16 protein-coding genes are annotated in these 16,864 nt (G+C 66.4%); all 16 read left to right on the top strand.

All coding sequences use genetic code 11. The features are described from left to right. Positions 1-132: 132 nt before the first annotated feature. The 16 genes from ilvD (at position 133) to P1K30_RS09865 (ending at position 16,731) form a co-directional block, all read left to right on the top strand. The gene (ilvD, locus tag P1K30_RS09940; protein WP_275632569.1) at positions 133-1,962 is read left to right on the top strand and encodes a dihydroxy-acid dehydratase; all 1,830 of its coding nucleotides are present in this window, start codon (positions 133-135) and stop codon (positions 1,960-1,962) included. Between the two features lie 97 nt (positions 1,963-2,059). Then, positions 2,060-3,037 carry a sugar phosphate isomerase/epimerase family protein gene (locus P1K30_RS09935; protein ID WP_275632568.1) on the top strand — a complete coding sequence of 326 codons (978 nt, stop codon included), beginning with the start codon at positions 2,060-2,062 and terminating at the stop codon, positions 3,035-3,037. 3 nt (positions 3,038-3,040) lie between these two features. Further along, a complete protein-coding gene (locus P1K30_RS09930; protein WP_275632567.1) occupies positions 3,041-3,895 on the top strand; it encodes a PfkB family carbohydrate kinase in 855 nt (284 codons plus the stop codon). Between the two features lie 78 nt (positions 3,896-3,973). Further along, positions 3,974-4,834 (top strand): D-amino-acid transaminase, encoded by an 861-nt coding sequence (locus P1K30_RS09925; protein ID WP_275632566.1) that lies wholly within the window; start codon positions 3,974-3,976, stop codon positions 4,832-4,834. Positions 4,835-5,066: 232 nt separating this feature from the next. Continuing rightward, complete coding sequence (locus tag P1K30_RS09920; protein ID WP_275632565.1) at positions 5,067-6,167, top strand: M42 family metallopeptidase; 1,101 nt, start codon at positions 5,067-5,069, stop codon at positions 6,165-6,167. Continuing rightward, positions 6,164-7,651 (top strand): FGGY-family carbohydrate kinase, encoded by a 1,488-nt coding sequence (locus tag P1K30_RS09915; RefSeq protein ID WP_275632564.1) that lies wholly within the window; start codon positions 6,164-6,166, stop codon positions 7,649-7,651. Before P1K30_RS09920 ends, P1K30_RS09915 begins: the two co-directional genes overlap by 4 nt. After that, positions 7,648-8,199: an SIS domain-containing protein gene (locus P1K30_RS09910; protein ID WP_275632563.1), complete on the top strand. Its 552-nt coding sequence runs from the start codon at positions 7,648-7,650 to the stop codon at positions 8,197-8,199. The genes P1K30_RS09915 and P1K30_RS09910 overlap by 4 nt, the downstream gene beginning before the upstream one ends. Before the next feature lie 4 nt (positions 8,200-8,203). Next, on the top strand, positions 8,204-8,941 hold the full coding sequence (locus P1K30_RS09905; RefSeq protein WP_275632562.1) for a creatininase family protein: 738 nt from the start codon (positions 8,204-8,206) through the stop codon (positions 8,939-8,941). A 227-nt stretch (positions 8,942-9,168) separates the two neighbouring features. Then, complete coding sequence (gene crcB / locus P1K30_RS09900) at positions 9,169-9,546, top strand: fluoride efflux transporter CrcB (RefSeq protein WP_275632561.1); 378 nt, start codon at positions 9,169-9,171, stop codon at positions 9,544-9,546. Further along, the gene (locus P1K30_RS09895; protein WP_275632560.1) at positions 9,543-10,589 is read left to right on the top strand and encodes an RluA family pseudouridine synthase; all 1,047 of its coding nucleotides are present in this window, start codon (positions 9,543-9,545) and stop codon (positions 10,587-10,589) included. Before crcB ends, P1K30_RS09895 begins: the two co-directional genes overlap by 4 nt. Then, positions 10,586-11,266 carry an HAD-IA family hydrolase gene (locus P1K30_RS09890; RefSeq protein ID WP_275632559.1) on the top strand — a complete coding sequence of 227 codons (681 nt, stop codon included), beginning with the start codon at positions 10,586-10,588 and terminating at the stop codon, positions 11,264-11,266. Before P1K30_RS09895 ends, P1K30_RS09890 begins: the two co-directional genes overlap by 4 nt. Continuing rightward, entirely contained in the window at positions 11,263-11,982 is a 720-nt protein-coding gene (locus P1K30_RS09885; RefSeq protein ID WP_275632558.1) for an ATP12 family chaperone protein, read from the top strand. The genes P1K30_RS09890 and P1K30_RS09885 overlap by 4 nt, the downstream gene beginning before the upstream one ends. A 191-nt stretch (positions 11,983-12,173) precedes the next feature. Further along, on the top strand, positions 12,174-13,193 hold the full coding sequence (locus P1K30_RS09880) for an amino acid ABC transporter substrate-binding protein (RefSeq protein ID WP_275632557.1): 1,020 nt from the start codon (positions 12,174-12,176) through the stop codon (positions 13,191-13,193). Between the two features lie 135 nt (positions 13,194-13,328). Continuing rightward, positions 13,329-14,597, top strand: coding sequence for an amino acid ABC transporter permease (locus P1K30_RS09875; protein ID WP_275632556.1), 1,269 nt, complete (start codon positions 13,329-13,331; stop codon positions 14,595-14,597). Between the two features lies 1 nt (position 14,598). Next, complete coding sequence (locus P1K30_RS09870; RefSeq protein WP_275632555.1) at positions 14,599-15,915, top strand: amino acid ABC transporter permease; 1,317 nt, start codon at positions 14,599-14,601, stop codon at positions 15,913-15,915. Between the two features lie 12 nt (positions 15,916-15,927). Next, the gene (locus P1K30_RS09865; RefSeq protein ID WP_275632554.1) at positions 15,928-16,731 is read left to right on the top strand and encodes an amino acid ABC transporter ATP-binding protein; all 804 of its coding nucleotides are present in this window, start codon (positions 15,928-15,930) and stop codon (positions 16,729-16,731) included. The last annotated feature ends 133 nt before the right edge of the window (positions 16,732-16,864 follow it).

The following is a 16,864-nucleotide window of genomic DNA, read 5'->3' as shown; positions in this document are numbered from 1 at the left end:
ATTCCTTCACCCCCCAAGCCCCAGCCCGGCACTGTCCCCCCTGCGCGCCCCGAAAGCTGATCCGTCGACTCCGCTTATGGTATTCGCCCCGATCCTGCGCTAAGACCTTCCCGCTAGCCCGGAGGATCAGCAATGCCCTATTACCGTTCCCGCACCACCACGCATGGCCGCAACATGGCCGGGGCCCGCGGCCTTTGGCGTGCGACCGGCATGAAGGATGACGACTTCGGCAAGCCGATCATTGCCATCGTGAACAGCTTCACCCAGTTCGTCCCCGGCCACGTCCACCTGAAGGACTTGGGCCAGATGGTCGCGCGCGAGGTCGAGGCCGCCGGCGGGGTCGCCAAGGAATTCAACACCATCGCCGTCGACGACGGCATCGCGATGGGCCACGACGGGATGCTGTACTCGCTTCCCTCGCGCGAGATCATCGCCGACTCGGTCGAGTACATGGTCAACGCGCACTGCGCCGACGCGATGGTCTGCATCTCGAACTGCGACAAGATCACCCCCGGCATGCTGATGGCCGCGATGCGCCTGAACATTCCCGTGGTCTTCGTGTCCGGCGGCCCGATGGAGGCCGGCAAGGTCGAGTGGGAAGGCAAGGAAAAGGCGCTGGACCTTGTCGACGCGATGGTTGCCGCCGCCGACGACAAGTACACCGACGAACAGGTCGAGGCGATCGAGCAGGCGGCGTGCCCGACCTGTGGGTCGTGCTCGGGCATGTTCACCGCGAACTCGATGAACTGCCTGACCGAGGCTTTGGGCCTGTCGCTGCCGGGCAACGGCTCGACGCTGGCGACCCACGCCGACCGCAAGCGGCTGTTCGTCGAGGCGGGCCACCTGATCGTCGATCTCGCGAAACGCTATTACGAAGGTGAAGACGCCACCGTCCTGCCGCGCAACATCGCCACGTTCGAGGCGTTCCAGAACGCGATGAGCCTTGATATCGCGATGGGCGGTTCGACCAACACCGTGCTGCACCTGCTGGCCGCCGCGCACGAGGGCGAGGTCGAATTCTCGATGGCCGACATCGACCGGCTGTCGCGCAAGGTCCCGTGCCTGTGCAAGGTCGCGCCCGCCAAGGACGACGTCCACATGGAGGACGTGCACCGCGCCGGCGGCATCATGGCGATCCTTGGCGAACTGGATCGCGCGGGCCTGCTGGACACGACGGTCAATACCGTCCACTCGGGCACGATGGCCGAGGCGCTGGAACGCTGGGACGTCAAGCAGACCAAGGCGAATTCCGTGCACGAATTCTTCTCGGCCGCGCCGGGTGGCGTGCCGACTCAGGTCGCCTTCAGCCAGGACCGTCGGTATCCGTCGGTCGACCTTGACCGCGAAGGTGGCGTGATCCGCGCGAAAGAGCATGCGTTCAGCCAAGACGGCGGGCTTGCCGTGCTGTACGGCAACCTTGCCGAGGACGGCTGCATCGTGAAGACCGCCGGTGTCGATGAATCGATCCTGAAGTTCAGCGGTCCCGCCCACATCTTCGAGTCGCAGGACGATGCCGTGTCGGGAATCCTGACCGGCAAGGTGAAGGAAGGCGAGGTCGTGCTGATCCGTTACGAAGGACCGCGCGGCGGGCCGGGGATGCAGGAAATGCTGTACCCGACCAGCTATCTGAAATCGAAAGGTCTGGGCAAAGCCTGTGCGCTGGTCACCGATGGCCGCTTCTCGGGCGGGTCCTCGGGGTTGTCGATTGGTCACGTCTCTCCCGAGGCGGCCGAGGGCGGCACCATCGGGCTGGTCGAGCAGGGCGACCTGATCGAGATCGACATCCCGAACCGGACGATCAACCTTGCCGTCGACGATGCCACGCTGGCGGCGCGCCGCGAGGCGCAGGAAGAGAAAGGCTGGCAGCCGGCCCAAAAGCGCAAGCGCAAGGTCACGACCGCGCTGAAGGCTTATGCCGCGCTGACCACCAGCGCCGCGAAGGGCGCGGTTCGGCAGATCTGACGGCCTGACGCCGATACGTCCGGGAGGACCCTGCGGGGCGGACGATGATACAGGGGGCGCCCGCTCGATCAGGGCGGGTGCCGGGGAGGAGAGACCGGTGACCAAGTTTGCGACCCGCCTGAATTCCTTTGCCGCACGGGCAGAGACGGAATGGCCTGACCTGAAGGGCAAGCCGACCGCGCTGATGTGCGCGCATCGCGCCACGAAGGTGCCGGGCCTGACCCATGTCGACCTGAACTATCCCGATCACGTCCCCGGCGCCCCCGCCGACACCGCCGCGGCGATCCGCGACTGCGGGCTAGAGGTGAACGGGCTGGCGATGCGGTACTATACCAACCCCGCCTTCAAGCTTGGCGCCTTCACGCATCCCGACCGCGCGGTGCGGCAAGAGGCCATCGACCAGACCAAGGCGGGCATTGATGCCGCGCTAGAGATGGGCGCCCCGCTGATGACGCTGTGGCTGGGGCAGGACGGCTTCGATTACAGCTTTCAGGGCGATTACGCCCGCATGTGGGAGGACGAGGTCTCTGGCATCCGCGAGGTGGCGGCCCACGCGCCCGAATGCATGATCTCGATCGAGTACAAGCCGAACGAACCACGGTCTTACGCGCTGATGCCCGATGTCGCCACGACGCTGCTGGCCATCGACGAGGTCGGCCTGCCGAACCTTGGCGTGACTTTGGACTTTGCCCACGTTCTTTACGCCGACGAGATGCCCGCCTTCGCCGCGACGCTGATCTCTCGGCGCTCCCGCCTGCTGGGGGTGCACCTAAACGATGGCTATGGCAAGCGCGACGACGGGCTGATGGTCGGGTCAGTCCATCCGCAGGCGACGCTGGAACTGCTGTGGCAGATCACGCGCGACGGGTTCGACGGTGTGATCTACTTCGACACCTTCCCCGATGCCTCGGGCATCGACCCGGTCGAGGAATGTGCCACCAACATCGAGGTCACCGAACGGCTGATCGCGATGGCAAAGCGGGTGGCGGGCGACAACGCCCTGCACGAGGCGATCGCGGCGCAGGATTCGCCGCGCAGCCAGCGCGCGGTGCAGCGGATCATGGGCGGGGAATAGGCGATGGCCGTCGCGGTGGTCGTCGGCAGCCTGCACTACGACATCTTCGTGGATGCGCCGCACCGTCCGGCCGCAGGCGAGACGGTGACCGCGCGGGCGTGGTCCCCCAAGTTCGGCGGCAAGGGCGGAAATCAGGCCGTTGCGCTGGCGGGGCAGGGCTGTGACGTCCGCATGGTCTCGGCCGTGGGGGACGATGACTTTGCGCCCTTTCTGCTGGACCGGCTGGCCGCGGGCGGCGTGTCGGCGGAAAACGTGGCGCGGGTTGCTGGCACCGGTTCGGGGATGAGCGTGGCCATCGGTGACGACGCGGGCGACTATGCCGCCGCTATCGTGTCGGGCGCGAACCTTGCCATCGCCCCGGCTGTCGTCGCGGACCCGGCCTTATGGAACGACGCGGCCTTCCTGCTGCTACAGAACGAGGTGCCCGAGGCCGTCAACCTAGCCGCTGCCACCGCGGCGCGGGCGCATGGCGCACGGGTCTGCCTGAACGCGGCGCCGATGCGCGCGATGCCGGATGCGCTGTTGGCGTTGGTGGACATTCTTGTCGTCAATCAGCCCGAGGCAGAGGCGATCTGCGGCGCGCCCGTCGGCACTTTGGAGGATGCGCTTGCCGCGGCGCGCGCGCTGACGGGGCGCGTGCCTGCCGCCGTGGTGACCGCTGGCGGGGCCGGGGTGGCGTTCGCCTCTGCCGAGGCATCCGGCGTGGTGCCGGGCGTTCCGGTGCGGGTCGTGTCGGCCCACGGCGCCGGGGACCATTTCATCGGGGCGCTGGTGGCGGCGCTGATGCGCGGCGCGCCGCTGTCCGACGCGGCGGCGACGGCGAATGCCGCAGCGGCCCGCCATGTTGCGGGCGGCTAGCAGCCACCTCGCGGTTTCCCCTTTCCCTTGCCGCTGCGGCGCGGCATGTAGGACGGGACTCAGCCAAGGAGACCGCCGATGACCCGTACCGTTTACGTCAATGGAGAGTACCTGCCCGAAACCGAGGCGAAGGTCTCTGTCTTCGACCGCGGCTTCCTGTTCGCGGACGGCGTTTACGAGGTGACAAGCGTTCTGGACGGCAAGCTGGTCGATTTCGACGGTCACGCCAAGCGGCTGGAACGCTCGCTGAACGAGCTTGAGATGAAGGCCCCGGCGACCAGCGACGAACTGCTGGAGATCCATCGCGAACTGGTCGCGAAGAACGGCATCGACGAGGGGCTTGTGTACCTTCAGATCACGCGCGGCGCGCCCGGCGACCGCGATTTCGCCTATCCCGCTGCCGACGTGCCGCCGACGCTGGTGCTGTTCACGCAGAACAAGCCCGGTCTGGCCGACAACCCGACCGCGAAGACCGGCATCAAGGTCATCTCGGTGCCGGACGTCCGCTGGGGCCGCCGCGACATCAAGACGGTACAGCTGCTGTACCCGTCTATGGGCAAGATGATGGCCAAGGCCGCCGGATGCGACGACGCGTGGATGGTCGAGGACGGCAAGGTGACCGAGGGAACCTCGAACAACGCCTATATCGTGAAGGGCAACAAGATCATCACGCGTGAACTGTCGACCGACATTCTGCACGGCATCACCCGTGCCGCCGTTCTTCAGATGGCGCGCGAAGCGCAGATGGAAGTCGAGGAACGCGCCTTCACCATCGACGAGGCGCAGTCCGCCGACGAGGCGTTCTTTACCTCGGCCTCGGCCTTCGTGATGCCGGTGGTCGAGATCGACGGCGTCCCCGTCGCGGGCGGCAAGCCCGGCCCGATCGCGGCGCGGCTGCGCGAGATCTACATCGACGAAAGCCGCAAGGTCGCGCTCTGATCCGCAGTCAGGCCGCCCGCGCCAAGCGGCGCGCGGCGGTCGCTGCCCCCTTTCCCTTCGCATGTGAACCTGAGTAGGCTGCTTCCGAAGGCGTCCGCGCCGAAGGGAGGAGCCATGTTCACGTTCACCGCCGGGACCGGCGTCGCAGTCGTGTCAGCCGCACGCACGCCCGCCGCCGTGCCCGATGCCCGTTCAGCTTGCCGACCTGCGAGGCCGCCGCATGGCGTCTGACATGTCCGCAAGGCTTCGGCGCGACCTTGAAGACCTGATGCGGATTCCCGGGCTGTCCGGGCACGAGGACCGCGTTCGTCGGGCCATCGCGGCGCGGCTGGCGGAATGCGGGATCGACAGTCGGTCCGACCGCTTGGGCAACCTGATCGCGACGTTCGACGGTGGCTTCGACGCCCCGACCGTGATGATCTTCACGCATATGGATCAACTTGGCTTCATCGTGCGCAAGGTCGAAGACGACGGCATGATCCGCGTGGAACGACTGGGTGGCGTGCCGGAACGGGCGCTTGTCTCGCAGGCGGTCCTGCTGTGCACCGATGCAGCCGACGTCCCCGGGATCATCTACAACAAGTCGCACCACGCCACCCAGCCCGACGAGAAATACTCGGTGGCCAAGGCAGCCGACCTTCGGATCGACACCGGCCACGGGTCGAAGGCGGCGGTCGAGGCGGCGGGCATTCGTATCGGAACGCCGGTCGTCTACCGCCCCGATGTCCTGCCGCTGGCTGGGAACCGCATTGCGGGCACCTCGGTCGATGATCGCGCAGGCTGTGCCGTGCTGTTGGAACTGGCCCGCGCGCTGTCGGATCGCGTGGGTGGCCCGACCGTGCATGTCGTCTTCACAACGCAAGAGGAATTCAACCTGCGCGGCGCGCAGGTGGCGGGGCAGGCGCTGAAGCCCGACATCGCTGTACAGGTCGACCTGATGCTTGCCACCGACACCCCCGAGATGGCGGACCGGGGCGAGATGGTGCTTGGCGGCGGCCCCGGCATGTCACTGTATTCCTTCCACGGGCGCGGTACGCTGAACGGCGTGATCCCGCACCCCTCGGCCGTGCGCCTGTTCGAGCAGACGGCCAGCGCCGAGGGCCTGCCGCTGCAACGTTCGGCGCAGGTCGGGGTGTTGACGGATTTGTCCTACATCCAGCTTGTCGGCGAAGGGGTTGTCGCAATCGACGTGGGTTTCCCCATGCGATACTCGCATTCCAGCCTCGAAATGTGCGATCTGTCGGACCTTGAACAGCTGACACAGCTGCTGACCGCCGCCGTCTCGCGGATCGGCCCCGACTTCCAACTGCTGCGCGACGGAGACCCCGAATGACCTGCACGCTTGGTGTCGACATCGGCACGTTCGAATCCAAGGGCGTCCTTGTCGACGCCTCGGGCGCGATCCTTGCACAGGCCACCGCGCCGCACGAGATGATCGTGCCGCGCCCCGGCTGGGCCGAGCACCGCGCCGACGAGGATTGGTGGGGCGATTTCGTCACCATCACGCGCAAGCTGCTCGACAGTTCCGGCATCGACCCCGCCGACATCGCCTGCATCGCGACCTCTGCCATCGGACCCTGCATGTTGCCGGTTGACGCCGATGGCCGTCCGCTGATGAACGGCGTGCTTTATGGCGTCGACACCCGCGCCAGCGCCGAGATCGCAGAGCTGACCGACACCATCGGAGCCGACGTGATCCTAGACCGCTGCGGCAATGCCCTGACGTCGCAGTCGGTCGGCCCCAAGATCCTGTGGCTGGCCCGCAACCGGCCAGAGCTTTTCGAGAAGACCGCGAAGGTTCTTACCTCGACCAGCTACCTGAACTTCCGGCTGACCGGCGACTATACCATCGACCGCTACACCGCCGCCGGGTTCACCCCGCTGTACGACGTGGCCACCGGCGACTGGACCGACGACCTTGGCGACATCGTTCCGCTCGATCGCCTGCCGCGCCTGCTGTGGTCCACAGAGATCGCGGGGCACGTGACCGAGGCCGCCGCCGCCGAAACCGGCCTTGCCCCCGGCACGCCGGTCACCGCCGGCACCATCGACGCCGTGGCCGAGGCGGTCAGCGTCGGCGTCCGCGCGCCCGGCGACATGATGATGATGTACGGCTCGACCGTCTTCATCATCGAGGTCACGCCGGATCGCGTCACCGACCCGCGCCTGTGGTATGCGCCGTGGCTGTTTCCGGGCACGCATGCCTCGATGGCCGGGCTCGCCACCTCGGGCACGCTGACCCACTGGTTCCGCGACCGCTTCGCCCGCGAACTGCCGCGCGACAAGGCGTTCCCGGCTCTCGCAGCCGAGGCCGCCGAAAGCCCGCCCGGGGCGAACGGGCTGCTGATGCTGCCCTACTTCTCGGGCGAACGCACGCCGATCCACGATCCGAACGCGCGCGGCACCTTCTTCGGCCTGAACCTGACCCACACCCGCGGCGACATGTACCGCGCGCTGATCGAGGGCATCGCGCACGGCACCGCGCATGTGTTCGACACCTACCGCGAGGCCGGCGCGGCGCCGAACCGGGTGCTGGCGGTCGGCGGCGGGGTGCAGAACGCCACATGGCTTCAGGCGACCTCGGACATCGGCGACGTGCCGCAGCAGGTCTGCGAGCGGACGGTCGGGGCGTCCTATGGCGACGCCTTCCTTGCCGCCTGCGCCGTCGGTCTGGCACAGCCCGGCGACATCGACGGCTGGAACCCGGTGACGCGCACGATCGCGCCGGAACAGCACGAGGTCCATGCCCGCCAACATGCACTGTTCCTGCGGCTCTACGAGCAGACGAAGGACATCGCGGCGGAGCTGGCGCAATGAAGGGCGCTTCAACCGCCCTTGCGGAACTTGGCGCCGCCCTCGACGGAATGGACCCGACGCAGGTCGACGCCGCCTGCACGCGCATCGCGGCGGCGGGCCGCATCGTCGTCTACGGTTGCGGTCGCGAAGGGCTGATGATGCGCGGTCTCGCGATGCGGCTCGCGCATCTCGGGCTGGACGCGCATGTGCAAGGAGAAATGGCGACGCCGCCAGTGGGGCCGGGCGACCTGTTCTTCGCCTCGGCAGGTCCCGGAGAGCTGTCCACCGTCACCGCGCTGATGCGTGTGGCGCAACAGGCGGGCGCGGGCGTTCTGCTGCTGACGGCGGAACCGGACACGCCCTCTGCCGCGCTGGCCGACGCGGTGCTCGCGATCCCGGCTCAGACGATGGCGCGCGACAGCGGGGCAGGGGCCAGCACGGTGCTGCCGATGGGCTCGGTCTTCGAAGGGGCGATGTTCGTCCTGTTCGAACTGATGGTGAACGACCTGCGCACGCGGCTGGGCGAAACGCCCGCGACCATGCGCGCCCGCCACACCAATCTGGAATAGGCCGATGCGCTATGAACTGATGCTGCCCCACCAGATCCGCGCGGCCATCGCAGCGCAGACGCCGGTGATCCTGCCGCTGGGCGTGCTGGAATACCACGGCGAGCACATGGCCGTCGGGATGGACACCCTCGCCGTGACCCGCATCTTCGACCGGCTGGAACAGGAAGTGGACCTTGTCCTTCTGCCGCCGTTTCCGTTCGGCGCCGCCAGCCTTGCGGTCGCGGGGCCGCAAAGCGGCACGGTGCACGTCGACGCGGACCGCTTCCAGCCGTTCGCCGAGGCGCTGTTCACCGGCCTGTTGCGCACCGGCTTTCGCAACATCCACGCGGTCGTGCATCACCAGACCGAGAATTTCGCCGCCGGGATGCCCACGGATCTCGCCTTCCGCTTCGCCGCGCGACAGGCGCTGTTCCGCTTTCTCGAGGCAGAGCGCGGCGAAGGCTGGTGGGGCGACAACGACATGGCGGACTATTACGCCCAGCACGACAACGGGACCGACCCGTTCAACTGGATCTCGGTCCACCCGTTGATGGACGCCCGGATCACCGCCAGCTACCCCTTCGATCACGCGGGCATCGGCGAAACGTCCCTGATGATGGCGCTGGCACCCGAAGCGGTCGACGCCGCCCGCTTGGACGACAACACCACATGGTACACCGAAACCGCCCGCGACGCCTCGGCCGAGCTCGGCGAAACCGGCGTTCAACTGATCCTCGACCGCTGGCGCGCCCTGCTGGCCTGACCGCGCCCCTGCTTCTTCTCTTCCGAAATACCTCGGGGGAGTCGCGGAACGCGACGGGGGCAGAGCCCCCGCCCGGTCTCGCGGCGCGCCTTCGGTGCGACGGGGGCAGAGCCCCCGCCCGGTCTCGTGGCGCACCTTCGGTGCGACGGGGGGCAGAGCCCCTTTCCGGGGCATCGGCGAACGCGTCCCGATTGACTCTTTCCCGCCGAAGCGCCAAGTCACCGCGCATGTTGAACACCCTTTCCATGGTCGCCCTTGGCGGCGCAGTCGGTGCGTCCGCCCGATACCTCACCGGCCTTGCCGCGATCCGGCTGATCGGGCCGGGCTTTCCGTGGGGCACGCTGATCGTGAACATCGCGGGCTCGTTCCTGATGGGCGTGCTGGTCGTTGCGCTCGCGGAACTCGGCGGCAACCGCTTCGCGCCGTTGCTGATGACCGGCCTGTTGGGCGGGTTCACCACCTTCTCGGCCTTCTCGCTGGACGCGGTGACGCTGTATGAACGCGGCGCGATCGGGACGGCGGCGCTGTACGTAATCGCCTCGGTGGTTCTGTCGCTGGCCGCCTTGTTCGCGGGCCTTGCCGCCGCGCGCGGGGTGGCGGCATGAGCGGTGTTCAGACCCTGACCGTCGGTCCTGACGAGGGCGAACAGCGGCTCGACCGCTGGTTCCGCCGCCAGTTCCCGCACGTCCCGCAGGGCCGCATCGAGAAGATGTGCCGCAAGGGCGAGATCCGCGTCGATGGCGGCCGGGTAAAGACCTCGACCCGCGTCGGGCCGGGGATGCAGATCCGCGTACCGCCCCTGCCCGAACCAGGCGAGGCGCCGACGCTGCCCGCGCAGCCGAAGATGTCGGACAAGGACGCCGAGATGATCCGGTCCTGCGTTCTGTGGCGCGACGACCATATCATCGCGATCAACAAGCCGGCGGGCCTGCCCACGCAGGGCGGCAGCAAGCAGACGCGCCACGTCGACGGCCTGTCCGAGGCGCTGCGCTTTGGCTACGACGAGAAACCCCGGCTGGTGCACCGTCTGGACAAGGACACCTCGGGTGTCTTGCTCCTGGCGCGGACGCACGCCGTGGCTCAGGGGCTGACCGCCGCGATCCGGCACAAGATGACGCGCAAGATCTACTGGGCGCTCGTCGCCGGGGTGCCGACGCCCTATCTGGGCGAGATCCGGTTCGGTCTTGTGAAGGCCGGCGGGCACGGCAAGGGCGGCGAGGGCGAGAAGATGCACATCGTCCACCCCCGCGACATCGACAAGACGCCGGGCGCGAAACGCGCCGACACGCTGTACGCCACGCTGTACCGCGTCGCCAGCCGCGCCAGCTGGGTCGCGATGGAGCCGATCACCGGCCGCACGCACCAGCTTCGGGCGCATATGGCGGCAATCGGCCATCCGATCATCGGCGACGGCAAGTATGGCGGGTCGGGGCAAGAGAACCTTGGCGACGGCTGGGGCGCACAGTTGGGCGGCATCATCTCGAAGAAGCTTCACCTGCACGCCCGGTCGATGACCTTCGAACATCCGGTGACGCGCAAGGCGGTCACGGTGACCGCGCCGCTGCCCGATCACATGGCGCAAAGCTGGGAGACGCTGGGCTGGACCGAGGACCTTGCAGCGGACGACCCGTTCGAGCAGGTGAAGTGACCGACCGGCTGAAACTGGTGATCTTCGACGTCGACGGAACGCTGGTCGAAGGAGAGTCCCACATCGTCGACGCGATGCAGCAGGCCTTTGCCGCGCACGATCTGTCGCGTCCCGCGTCCGCCGACGTGCGGGCGGTGATCGGTCTGTCGGTCGAAACCGCCGTCGCGCGCCTGTCCCCTGACCTTGACCCTGCGACCTGCGCCGCCGTCGGGCGTTCGTACCGCACCGCGTTCCGCGACATTCGGCTGTCGATGGGCGCCGCCCGGATGAACCCGCTGTTCCCCGGCATCCGTGAGGTTCTGGACGAACTGGCCGCCGATCCGTGGACGCTGCTGGCCGTGGCGACCGGCAAATCGCGCCGCGGTCTGGATGCCCTGATCGAGGGGCATGGGCTGACCGGCCTGTTCATCTCGACCCAGACCGCTGACGACCACCCGTCCAAGCCGGATCCCTCGATGATTGCCGCCTGCCTTGCCGACGCTGGGGCCGAGGCGCGCGACGCGGTGATGATCGGTGACACAAGCTATGACATGGAGATGGCCCGCGCCGCCGGCGTCCGGTCCATCGGCGTGACGTGGGGCGCGCATGCCGCCGACCGGCTGGCGGCAGACGCTCTTGCGCATCGCGTCGAGGACCTGCCCGGCGCCATCGGGTCCCTGCTCGGAGAACCTGCATGACCGAATGGAAAGCCCGCCGCTTTTGGAAGGACGTCACCGTGGAACCGCACGCCGGTGGCTTCGGCGTCCGGCTGGACGACCGCCCGGTGAAAACCCCCGGCAAGGCGGATCTTGCGGTGCCCAGCCGCGCGCTGGCAGACGAGATCGCCGCCGAGTGGGCCGCGCAGGACGAGGTGATCGCGCCGCTGACCATGCCGTTCACCCGCGCCGCCAACTCTGCCATCGAGAAGGTCACGCCGCAGCGGTTCGAGGTGGCCGAGATGCTGGCGGCCTATGGGGACAGCGACCTGACCTGCTATCGCGCGGACTCGCCCGAGGGGCTGGTGCTGCGCCAGTCCGAAGCGTGGGACCCCCTGCTGGACTGGGCCGCCGACACCTTCGGCGCCCGGTTGATCCCGGTCGAGGGCGTGATGCACCAGCCGCAGCCCGACGCCGCGCTGTCGGCCCTGTCCGCCGAGGTCCACCGCATGGATCCGTTCGAGCTGACCGGTTTTCACGACCTCGTGTCGCTGTCGGGTTCGCTGGTGATCGGCCTTGCCGCGACTCGGAATCTTCTTCCGGTGGAAGATTTGTGGGAAAGGTCGCGCATAGATGAGACATGGCAGGCGGAACAGTGGGGCGTCGACGACGAGGCGGCCGAGCTGGCCGAGGCAAAACGCACCGATTTTCTCCGGGCGCACAGGTTCTTTCACCTGTTGTCCAACGAGTGCCCGTAAAAACTGCGCCTGACGAAAAATCAGGCTGTTGACCCTTCCCTTTCGTCCACAGCAGCCTTGACCTTCCAGTCAATTCTCGCCCACACTCCCGGGCGTTGAGGGGGGTTCTCTGCCTTCACATGATCTCAATCCGGCCAAAGGGCCGGGAGAAACGCCCGACGGGAAGGGCGGTAACTCAGGAAGAGGTAAACATGAAAAAATCCGTATTTCTTGGCGCACTCACCGTCGCCGGCGTTGCCGCTGGCGTGGCTTCGGCCGCTACGGTTGACGACGTCAAGGCCCGCGGCACGCTGAACTGCGGCGTTGCGACCGGCGTGCCGGGCTTCGCTGCTCCCGATGCCAATGGGGAATGGCAGGGCTTCGACGTTGCTGTCTGTCGTGCCGTCGCGGCCGCCGTTCTGGGCGACCCGACCGCTGTCGAATTCGTTCCGACCACCGGCAAAACCCGTTTCACCGCGCTTGCGTCGGGTGAAATCGACATGCTGGCCCGGAACACCACCTGGACCTTCTCGCGCGACGTGGACCTCAAGTTCACCTTCGTCGGCGTGAACTACTACGACGGCCAGGGCTTCATGATTCCGAAAGAGCTGGGCGTGACCTCGGCCAAGGAACTCGACGGCGCCACCGTTTGCATCCAGACCGGCACCACCACCGAGCTCAACCTCGCGGACTACTTCCGCGTCAACAACATGAGCTACGAGCCGGTTCCGATCGAAACCAACGCCGAAGCTCAGCAGCAGTACCTTGCCGGTGCCTGCGACGTGTACACCACGGACGCGTCCGGCCTTGCCGCGACCCGCGCCACCTTCGAGACCCCGACGGATCACGTGATCCTGCCGGAAATCATCTCGAAAGAGCCGCTGGGCCCGCTGGTTCGTCACGGTGACGACGAGTGGGGCGACATCGTCCGCTGGACGCTGAACGCGCTGATCGCTGCCGAAGAATACGGCGTGACCTCGGCCAACCTGTCGGACATGGCTTCGGCCGCCACCGACAACCCCGAGATCAACCGCCTGCTGGGCACCGAGGGCAACCTTGGCGAAATGCTTGGCCTCGACGCCGACTGGGCCGTGAACGCCCTGGGCGTCGCCGGCAACTACGGCGAGATCTTCGAGAAGAACATCGGTGAGTCCACCCCGATCGGTCTGGCCCGTGGCCTGAACGCTCAGTGGACCAACGGCGGCCTGCTCTACGCACCGCCGTTCCGGTAACACGGACACGGCGAAGGGCGCGGGTCAAACCGCGCCCTTCTGCCATATAACAACAAGAATAAGCCGCACCCGCAGTTCCAGGAACGCCGATAACGGCGTCGGGAGGAGAGGCCGCGGGGCAAACAGGGGAAATTCATGACGACCTTGACGGACCCACCACGGGAGTCGTTCAGGCTGAGCATGCTGATCTACGACACCCGGTATCGTTCCATGACGATCCAGGTTGTTGCGATGATCGGCTTCATGCTGCTGGCGGCCTGGCTCATCAACAATACCATCGCCAACCTGAACACGCTCGGCAAGCCGGTCGAATTCGGCTTCTTCACCGAGCCGGCGGGTTACGACATCAACCAGATGCTGATCGAGTACAACAACCAGGACTCGCATCTTCGGGCCGCCTTCGTCGGCCTGCTGAACACGCTTCTGGTCGCGTTCCTCGGCTGTATCACGGCGACGATCGTCGGTGTGCTTGTCGGCGTGCTGCGCCTGTCGAGCAACTGGCTGGTGGCGCGGATCATGACGGTCTACGTCGAGATGTTCCGCAACGTGCCCGTGCTTCTTTGGATCGTGCTGGCGATGGCCGTCCTGATCGAAAGCCTTCCGGCGCCAAGCGCCTTCCGGGGGGACGAGCCCGAGGCGACGATGAAGGTGTTCGACACCGTCGCGATCACGAACCGGGGCGTCTATGTCCCCGAACCCCTGTTTTCGCGGTCGCTGGGCGATGCCCACCTGTTCGGAAATTCGTCGCTGCGGTTCGATATCTCGCTGGACCTGATCCTGATCCTCGCCGTGCTGGTTGCCAGCATCTTCGGCATCCGCGCGATGTCGGCACGGGCGAGCCGCATTCAGGAATCCACCGGCGTCCGGCCGAAGACATGGCACATCAACCTTGCCATCCTGTTCGTGCCGATGCTGATCGTGCTGATCGCGCTGGGCTTCCACCTTGGATACCCGGAACTGCGCGGCTTCAACTTCGGCGGCGGCACGCACATGCGCAACTCGCTGATCGCCCTGTGGCTGGCCCTGTCGCTGTACACCGCGGCCTTCATCGCAGAAATCGTCCGGGGCGGCATCCTTGCCATCTCGCGCGGGCAGACAGAGGCGGCGAACGCCCTTGGCCTGCGTCCGGGCAAGACGATGCGTCTTGTGATCCTGCCGCAGGCGATGCGGGTGATCATCCCGCCGCTGATCTCGAACTATCTGAACCTGACCAAGAACTCCTCGCTGGCGATTGCCGTGGGCTACATGGACATCACCGGCACCCTTGGCGGGATTACGATGAACCAGACAGGGCGCGAGCTGGAATGCGTGCTGCTTCTGATGCTGGTCTACCTTGTCATCTCGCTGCTCATCTCGGCGGTGATGAACTGGTACAACAACCGTGTGAAGCTGGTGGAGCGGTGACATGAGCGATACGCATGAAGAAACCATCCGCTTCGTCCGCGACAGCATGCTGCCTCAGCAAGAGCCGCCGGCATCGTCCGTCGGCGCCGTGGGCTGGGCGCGGGCCAACCTGTTCTCGGGGCCGGTCAACACGGTCCTGAGCCTCCTTTCGCTGCTGTTCATCGCCTATATTCTGGCGGGCATCCTGCCGTGGGTGTTCCAGTCCGTCTGGACCGCCAGTTCGCTGAACGAATGCCGCGAGATCATGCAGGCCACTTGGGGCGAGACCCACGGCCACGCCTGCTGGGCCGTGATCAACGAACGCTGGCTGCAGTTGATGTTCGGCTTCTACCCGTCCGAACTGTACTGGCGCCCGATCTTGGCGTTCGTGCTGTTGCTGGTGGCGGTCGCCCCGGTGCTGTTCCCGTGGGCGCCCAACAAGCTTCTGTGGGTGACGGCGGCCTATCCCTTCGTCATGCCGTGGCTGATGTGGGGTGGCACCATCTGGGGCCCGATCTGCGTGGCCGTCGGCTTTGCGATCCTGTTCTTCGGCGCCAAGCTTCTGGCACCGCGGATCGGCTCGCTGTCTGCGCTGATCGCGGCGGTCGTCGCGGCGGTGCTGTGGTGGCTGTTCATCGCGGGCCCGCTGGCCGGAGAACTCGGGCAGATCATCAATATCGGCCTCGAACCCGTCGCCTCGCGCAACTTCGGCGGCTTCATGCTGTCGATCCTGATCGGCGTCGTCGCCATCGGCTGTTCGCTTCCCATCGGGATCGTGCTGGCGCTGGGCCGCCAGTCCGACCTGCTGATCGTCAAGGCGATCTGCGTGGGCTTCATCGAGTTCATCCGGGGCGTGCCGCTGATCACCCTGCTGTTCGTGGCCTCCACGCTGCTGAACATCTTCATGCCGCCGGGCACGAACTTCGACATCATCCTGCGGGTGATGATCATGGTGACGTTGTTCGCCGCGGCCTACATGGCCGAGGTGATCCGTGGCGGTCTCGCCGCACTGCCCAAGGGTCAGTACGAGGGCGCCGACAGTCTTGGCCTCGACTACTGGCAGTCGCAGCGGCTGATCATCATGCCGCAGGCGCTGAAGATCTCGATCCCGGGGATCGTGTCGACCTTCATCGGGGTGTTCAAGGACACCACGCTGGTATCGATCATCGGCCTGCTCGACCCGCTCGGGCTGTCGAACTCGATCCGCTCCGACTCGGCGTGGAACGGCGTCTACTGGGAACTGTTCGCCTTCATCGCCCTTCTGTTCTTCATCTTCTGTTTCTCGATGTCGCGCTACTCGATGTATCTCGAGCGCCGGCTCAAGACGGACCACCGGTAAGGAGACCTCTCTATGACCGATACTCAAAACGAACCCGTCATGGACCGCGCCGTGGACAAGAGCCACATGAAGGTCTCGGACGAGGTCGCGATCCAGATCTCCGAGATGAACAAGTGGTACGGCACGTTCCACGTTCTGCGGGACATCAACCTGACCGTCTATCGCGGCGAGCGGATCGTGATCTGCGGGCCCTCGGGCTCGGGTAAGTCGACCCTGATCCGCTGCATCAACCGGCTGGAGGAACACCAGGCCGGACAGATCGTGGTGGACGGGACCGAGCTGACTTCGGACCTGAAGAACATCGACAAGATCCGGTCCGAGGTCGGGATGTGCTTCCAGCACTTCAACCTGTTCCCGCACCTGACGATTCTGGAAAACTGTACGCTGGCGCCGATCTGGGTTCGCAAGATCCCCAAGAAGGAAGCCGAAGAGACGGCGATGCACTACCTTGAAAAGGTGAAGATCCCCGATCAGGCCAACAAGTACCCCGGCCAGCTGTCGGGCGGCCAGCAGCAGCGGGTCGCCATCGCGCGGTCGCTGTGCATGAAGCCGCGGATCATGCTGTTCGACGAACCCACGTCGGCGCTGGACCCCGAGATGATCAAAGAGGTGCTCGACACCATGATCGAGCTTGCGGAAGAGGGCATGACGATGCTTTGCGTCACGCACGAGATGGGCTTCGCCCAAGCGGTGGCGAACCGGGTGATCTTCATGGACCAGGGTCAGATCGTCGAACAGAACGAACCCAAAGAGTTCTTCAACAACCCGCAGTCGGACCGGACCAAGCTGTTCCTCAGCCAGATCCTCGGCCACTGACGACCGGGCGACGACACGAAAAGGGGGCCTCCGGCGAAACCGGGGGCCCTTTCGTGTTTCCGGGCGCCCCTGCTTCTTCTGTCCGGAAATATCCTGGGGGGAGGCCCGCAGGGCCGGGGGGCAAAGCCCCCTC

The sequence above is a fragment of the Psychromarinibacter halotolerans genome (assembly GCF_029168315.1).
GTDB lineage: Bacteria > Pseudomonadota > Alphaproteobacteria > Rhodobacterales > Rhodobacteraceae > Psychromarinibacter > Psychromarinibacter halotolerans.
The sequence above is the reverse complement of the archived record's forward strand: the minus strand, read 5'-3'. Positions and strand labels throughout refer to the sequence as shown.

Bases quoted from the DNA above. Each gene is read 5' to 3' on its own strand.
- ilvD (WP_275632569.1), top strand. From the start codon at position 133: ATGCCCTATTACCGTTCCCGCACCACCACGCATGGCCGCAACATGGCC.
- P1K30_RS09930 (WP_275632567.1), top strand. From the start codon at position 3,041: ATGGCCGTCGCGGTGGTCGTCGGCAGCCTGCACTACGACATCTTCGTG.
- P1K30_RS09925 (WP_275632566.1), top strand. From the start codon at position 3,974: ATGACCCGTACCGTTTACGTCAATGGAGAGTACCTGCCCGAAACCGAG.
- P1K30_RS09920 (WP_275632565.1), top strand. From the start codon at position 5,067: ATGTCCGCAAGGCTTCGGCGCGACCTTGAAGACCTGATGCGGATTCCC.
- P1K30_RS09915 (WP_275632564.1), top strand. From the start codon at position 6,164: ATGACCTGCACGCTTGGTGTCGACATCGGCACGTTCGAATCCAAGGGC.
- P1K30_RS09910 (WP_275632563.1), top strand. From the start codon at position 7,648: ATGAAGGGCGCTTCAACCGCCCTTGCGGAACTTGGCGCCGCCCTCGAC.
- P1K30_RS09905 (WP_275632562.1), top strand. From the start codon at position 8,204: ATGCGCTATGAACTGATGCTGCCCCACCAGATCCGCGCGGCCATCGCA.
- crcB (WP_275632561.1), top strand. From the start codon at position 9,169: ATGTTGAACACCCTTTCCATGGTCGCCCTTGGCGGCGCAGTCGGTGCG.
- P1K30_RS09895 (WP_275632560.1), top strand. From the start codon at position 9,543: ATGAGCGGTGTTCAGACCCTGACCGTCGGTCCTGACGAGGGCGAACAG.
- P1K30_RS09885 (WP_275632558.1), top strand. From the start codon at position 11,263: ATGACCGAATGGAAAGCCCGCCGCTTTTGGAAGGACGTCACCGTGGAA.
- P1K30_RS09880 (WP_275632557.1), top strand. From the start codon at position 12,174: ATGAAAAAATCCGTATTTCTTGGCGCACTCACCGTCGCCGGCGTTGCC.
- P1K30_RS09875 (WP_275632556.1), top strand. From the start codon at position 13,329: ATGACGACCTTGACGGACCCACCACGGGAGTCGTTCAGGCTGAGCATG.
- P1K30_RS09870 (WP_275632555.1), top strand. From the start codon at position 14,599: ATGAGCGATACGCATGAAGAAACCATCCGCTTCGTCCGCGACAGCATG.
- P1K30_RS09865 (WP_275632554.1), top strand. From the start codon at position 15,928: ATGACCGATACTCAAAACGAACCCGTCATGGACCGCGCCGTGGACAAG.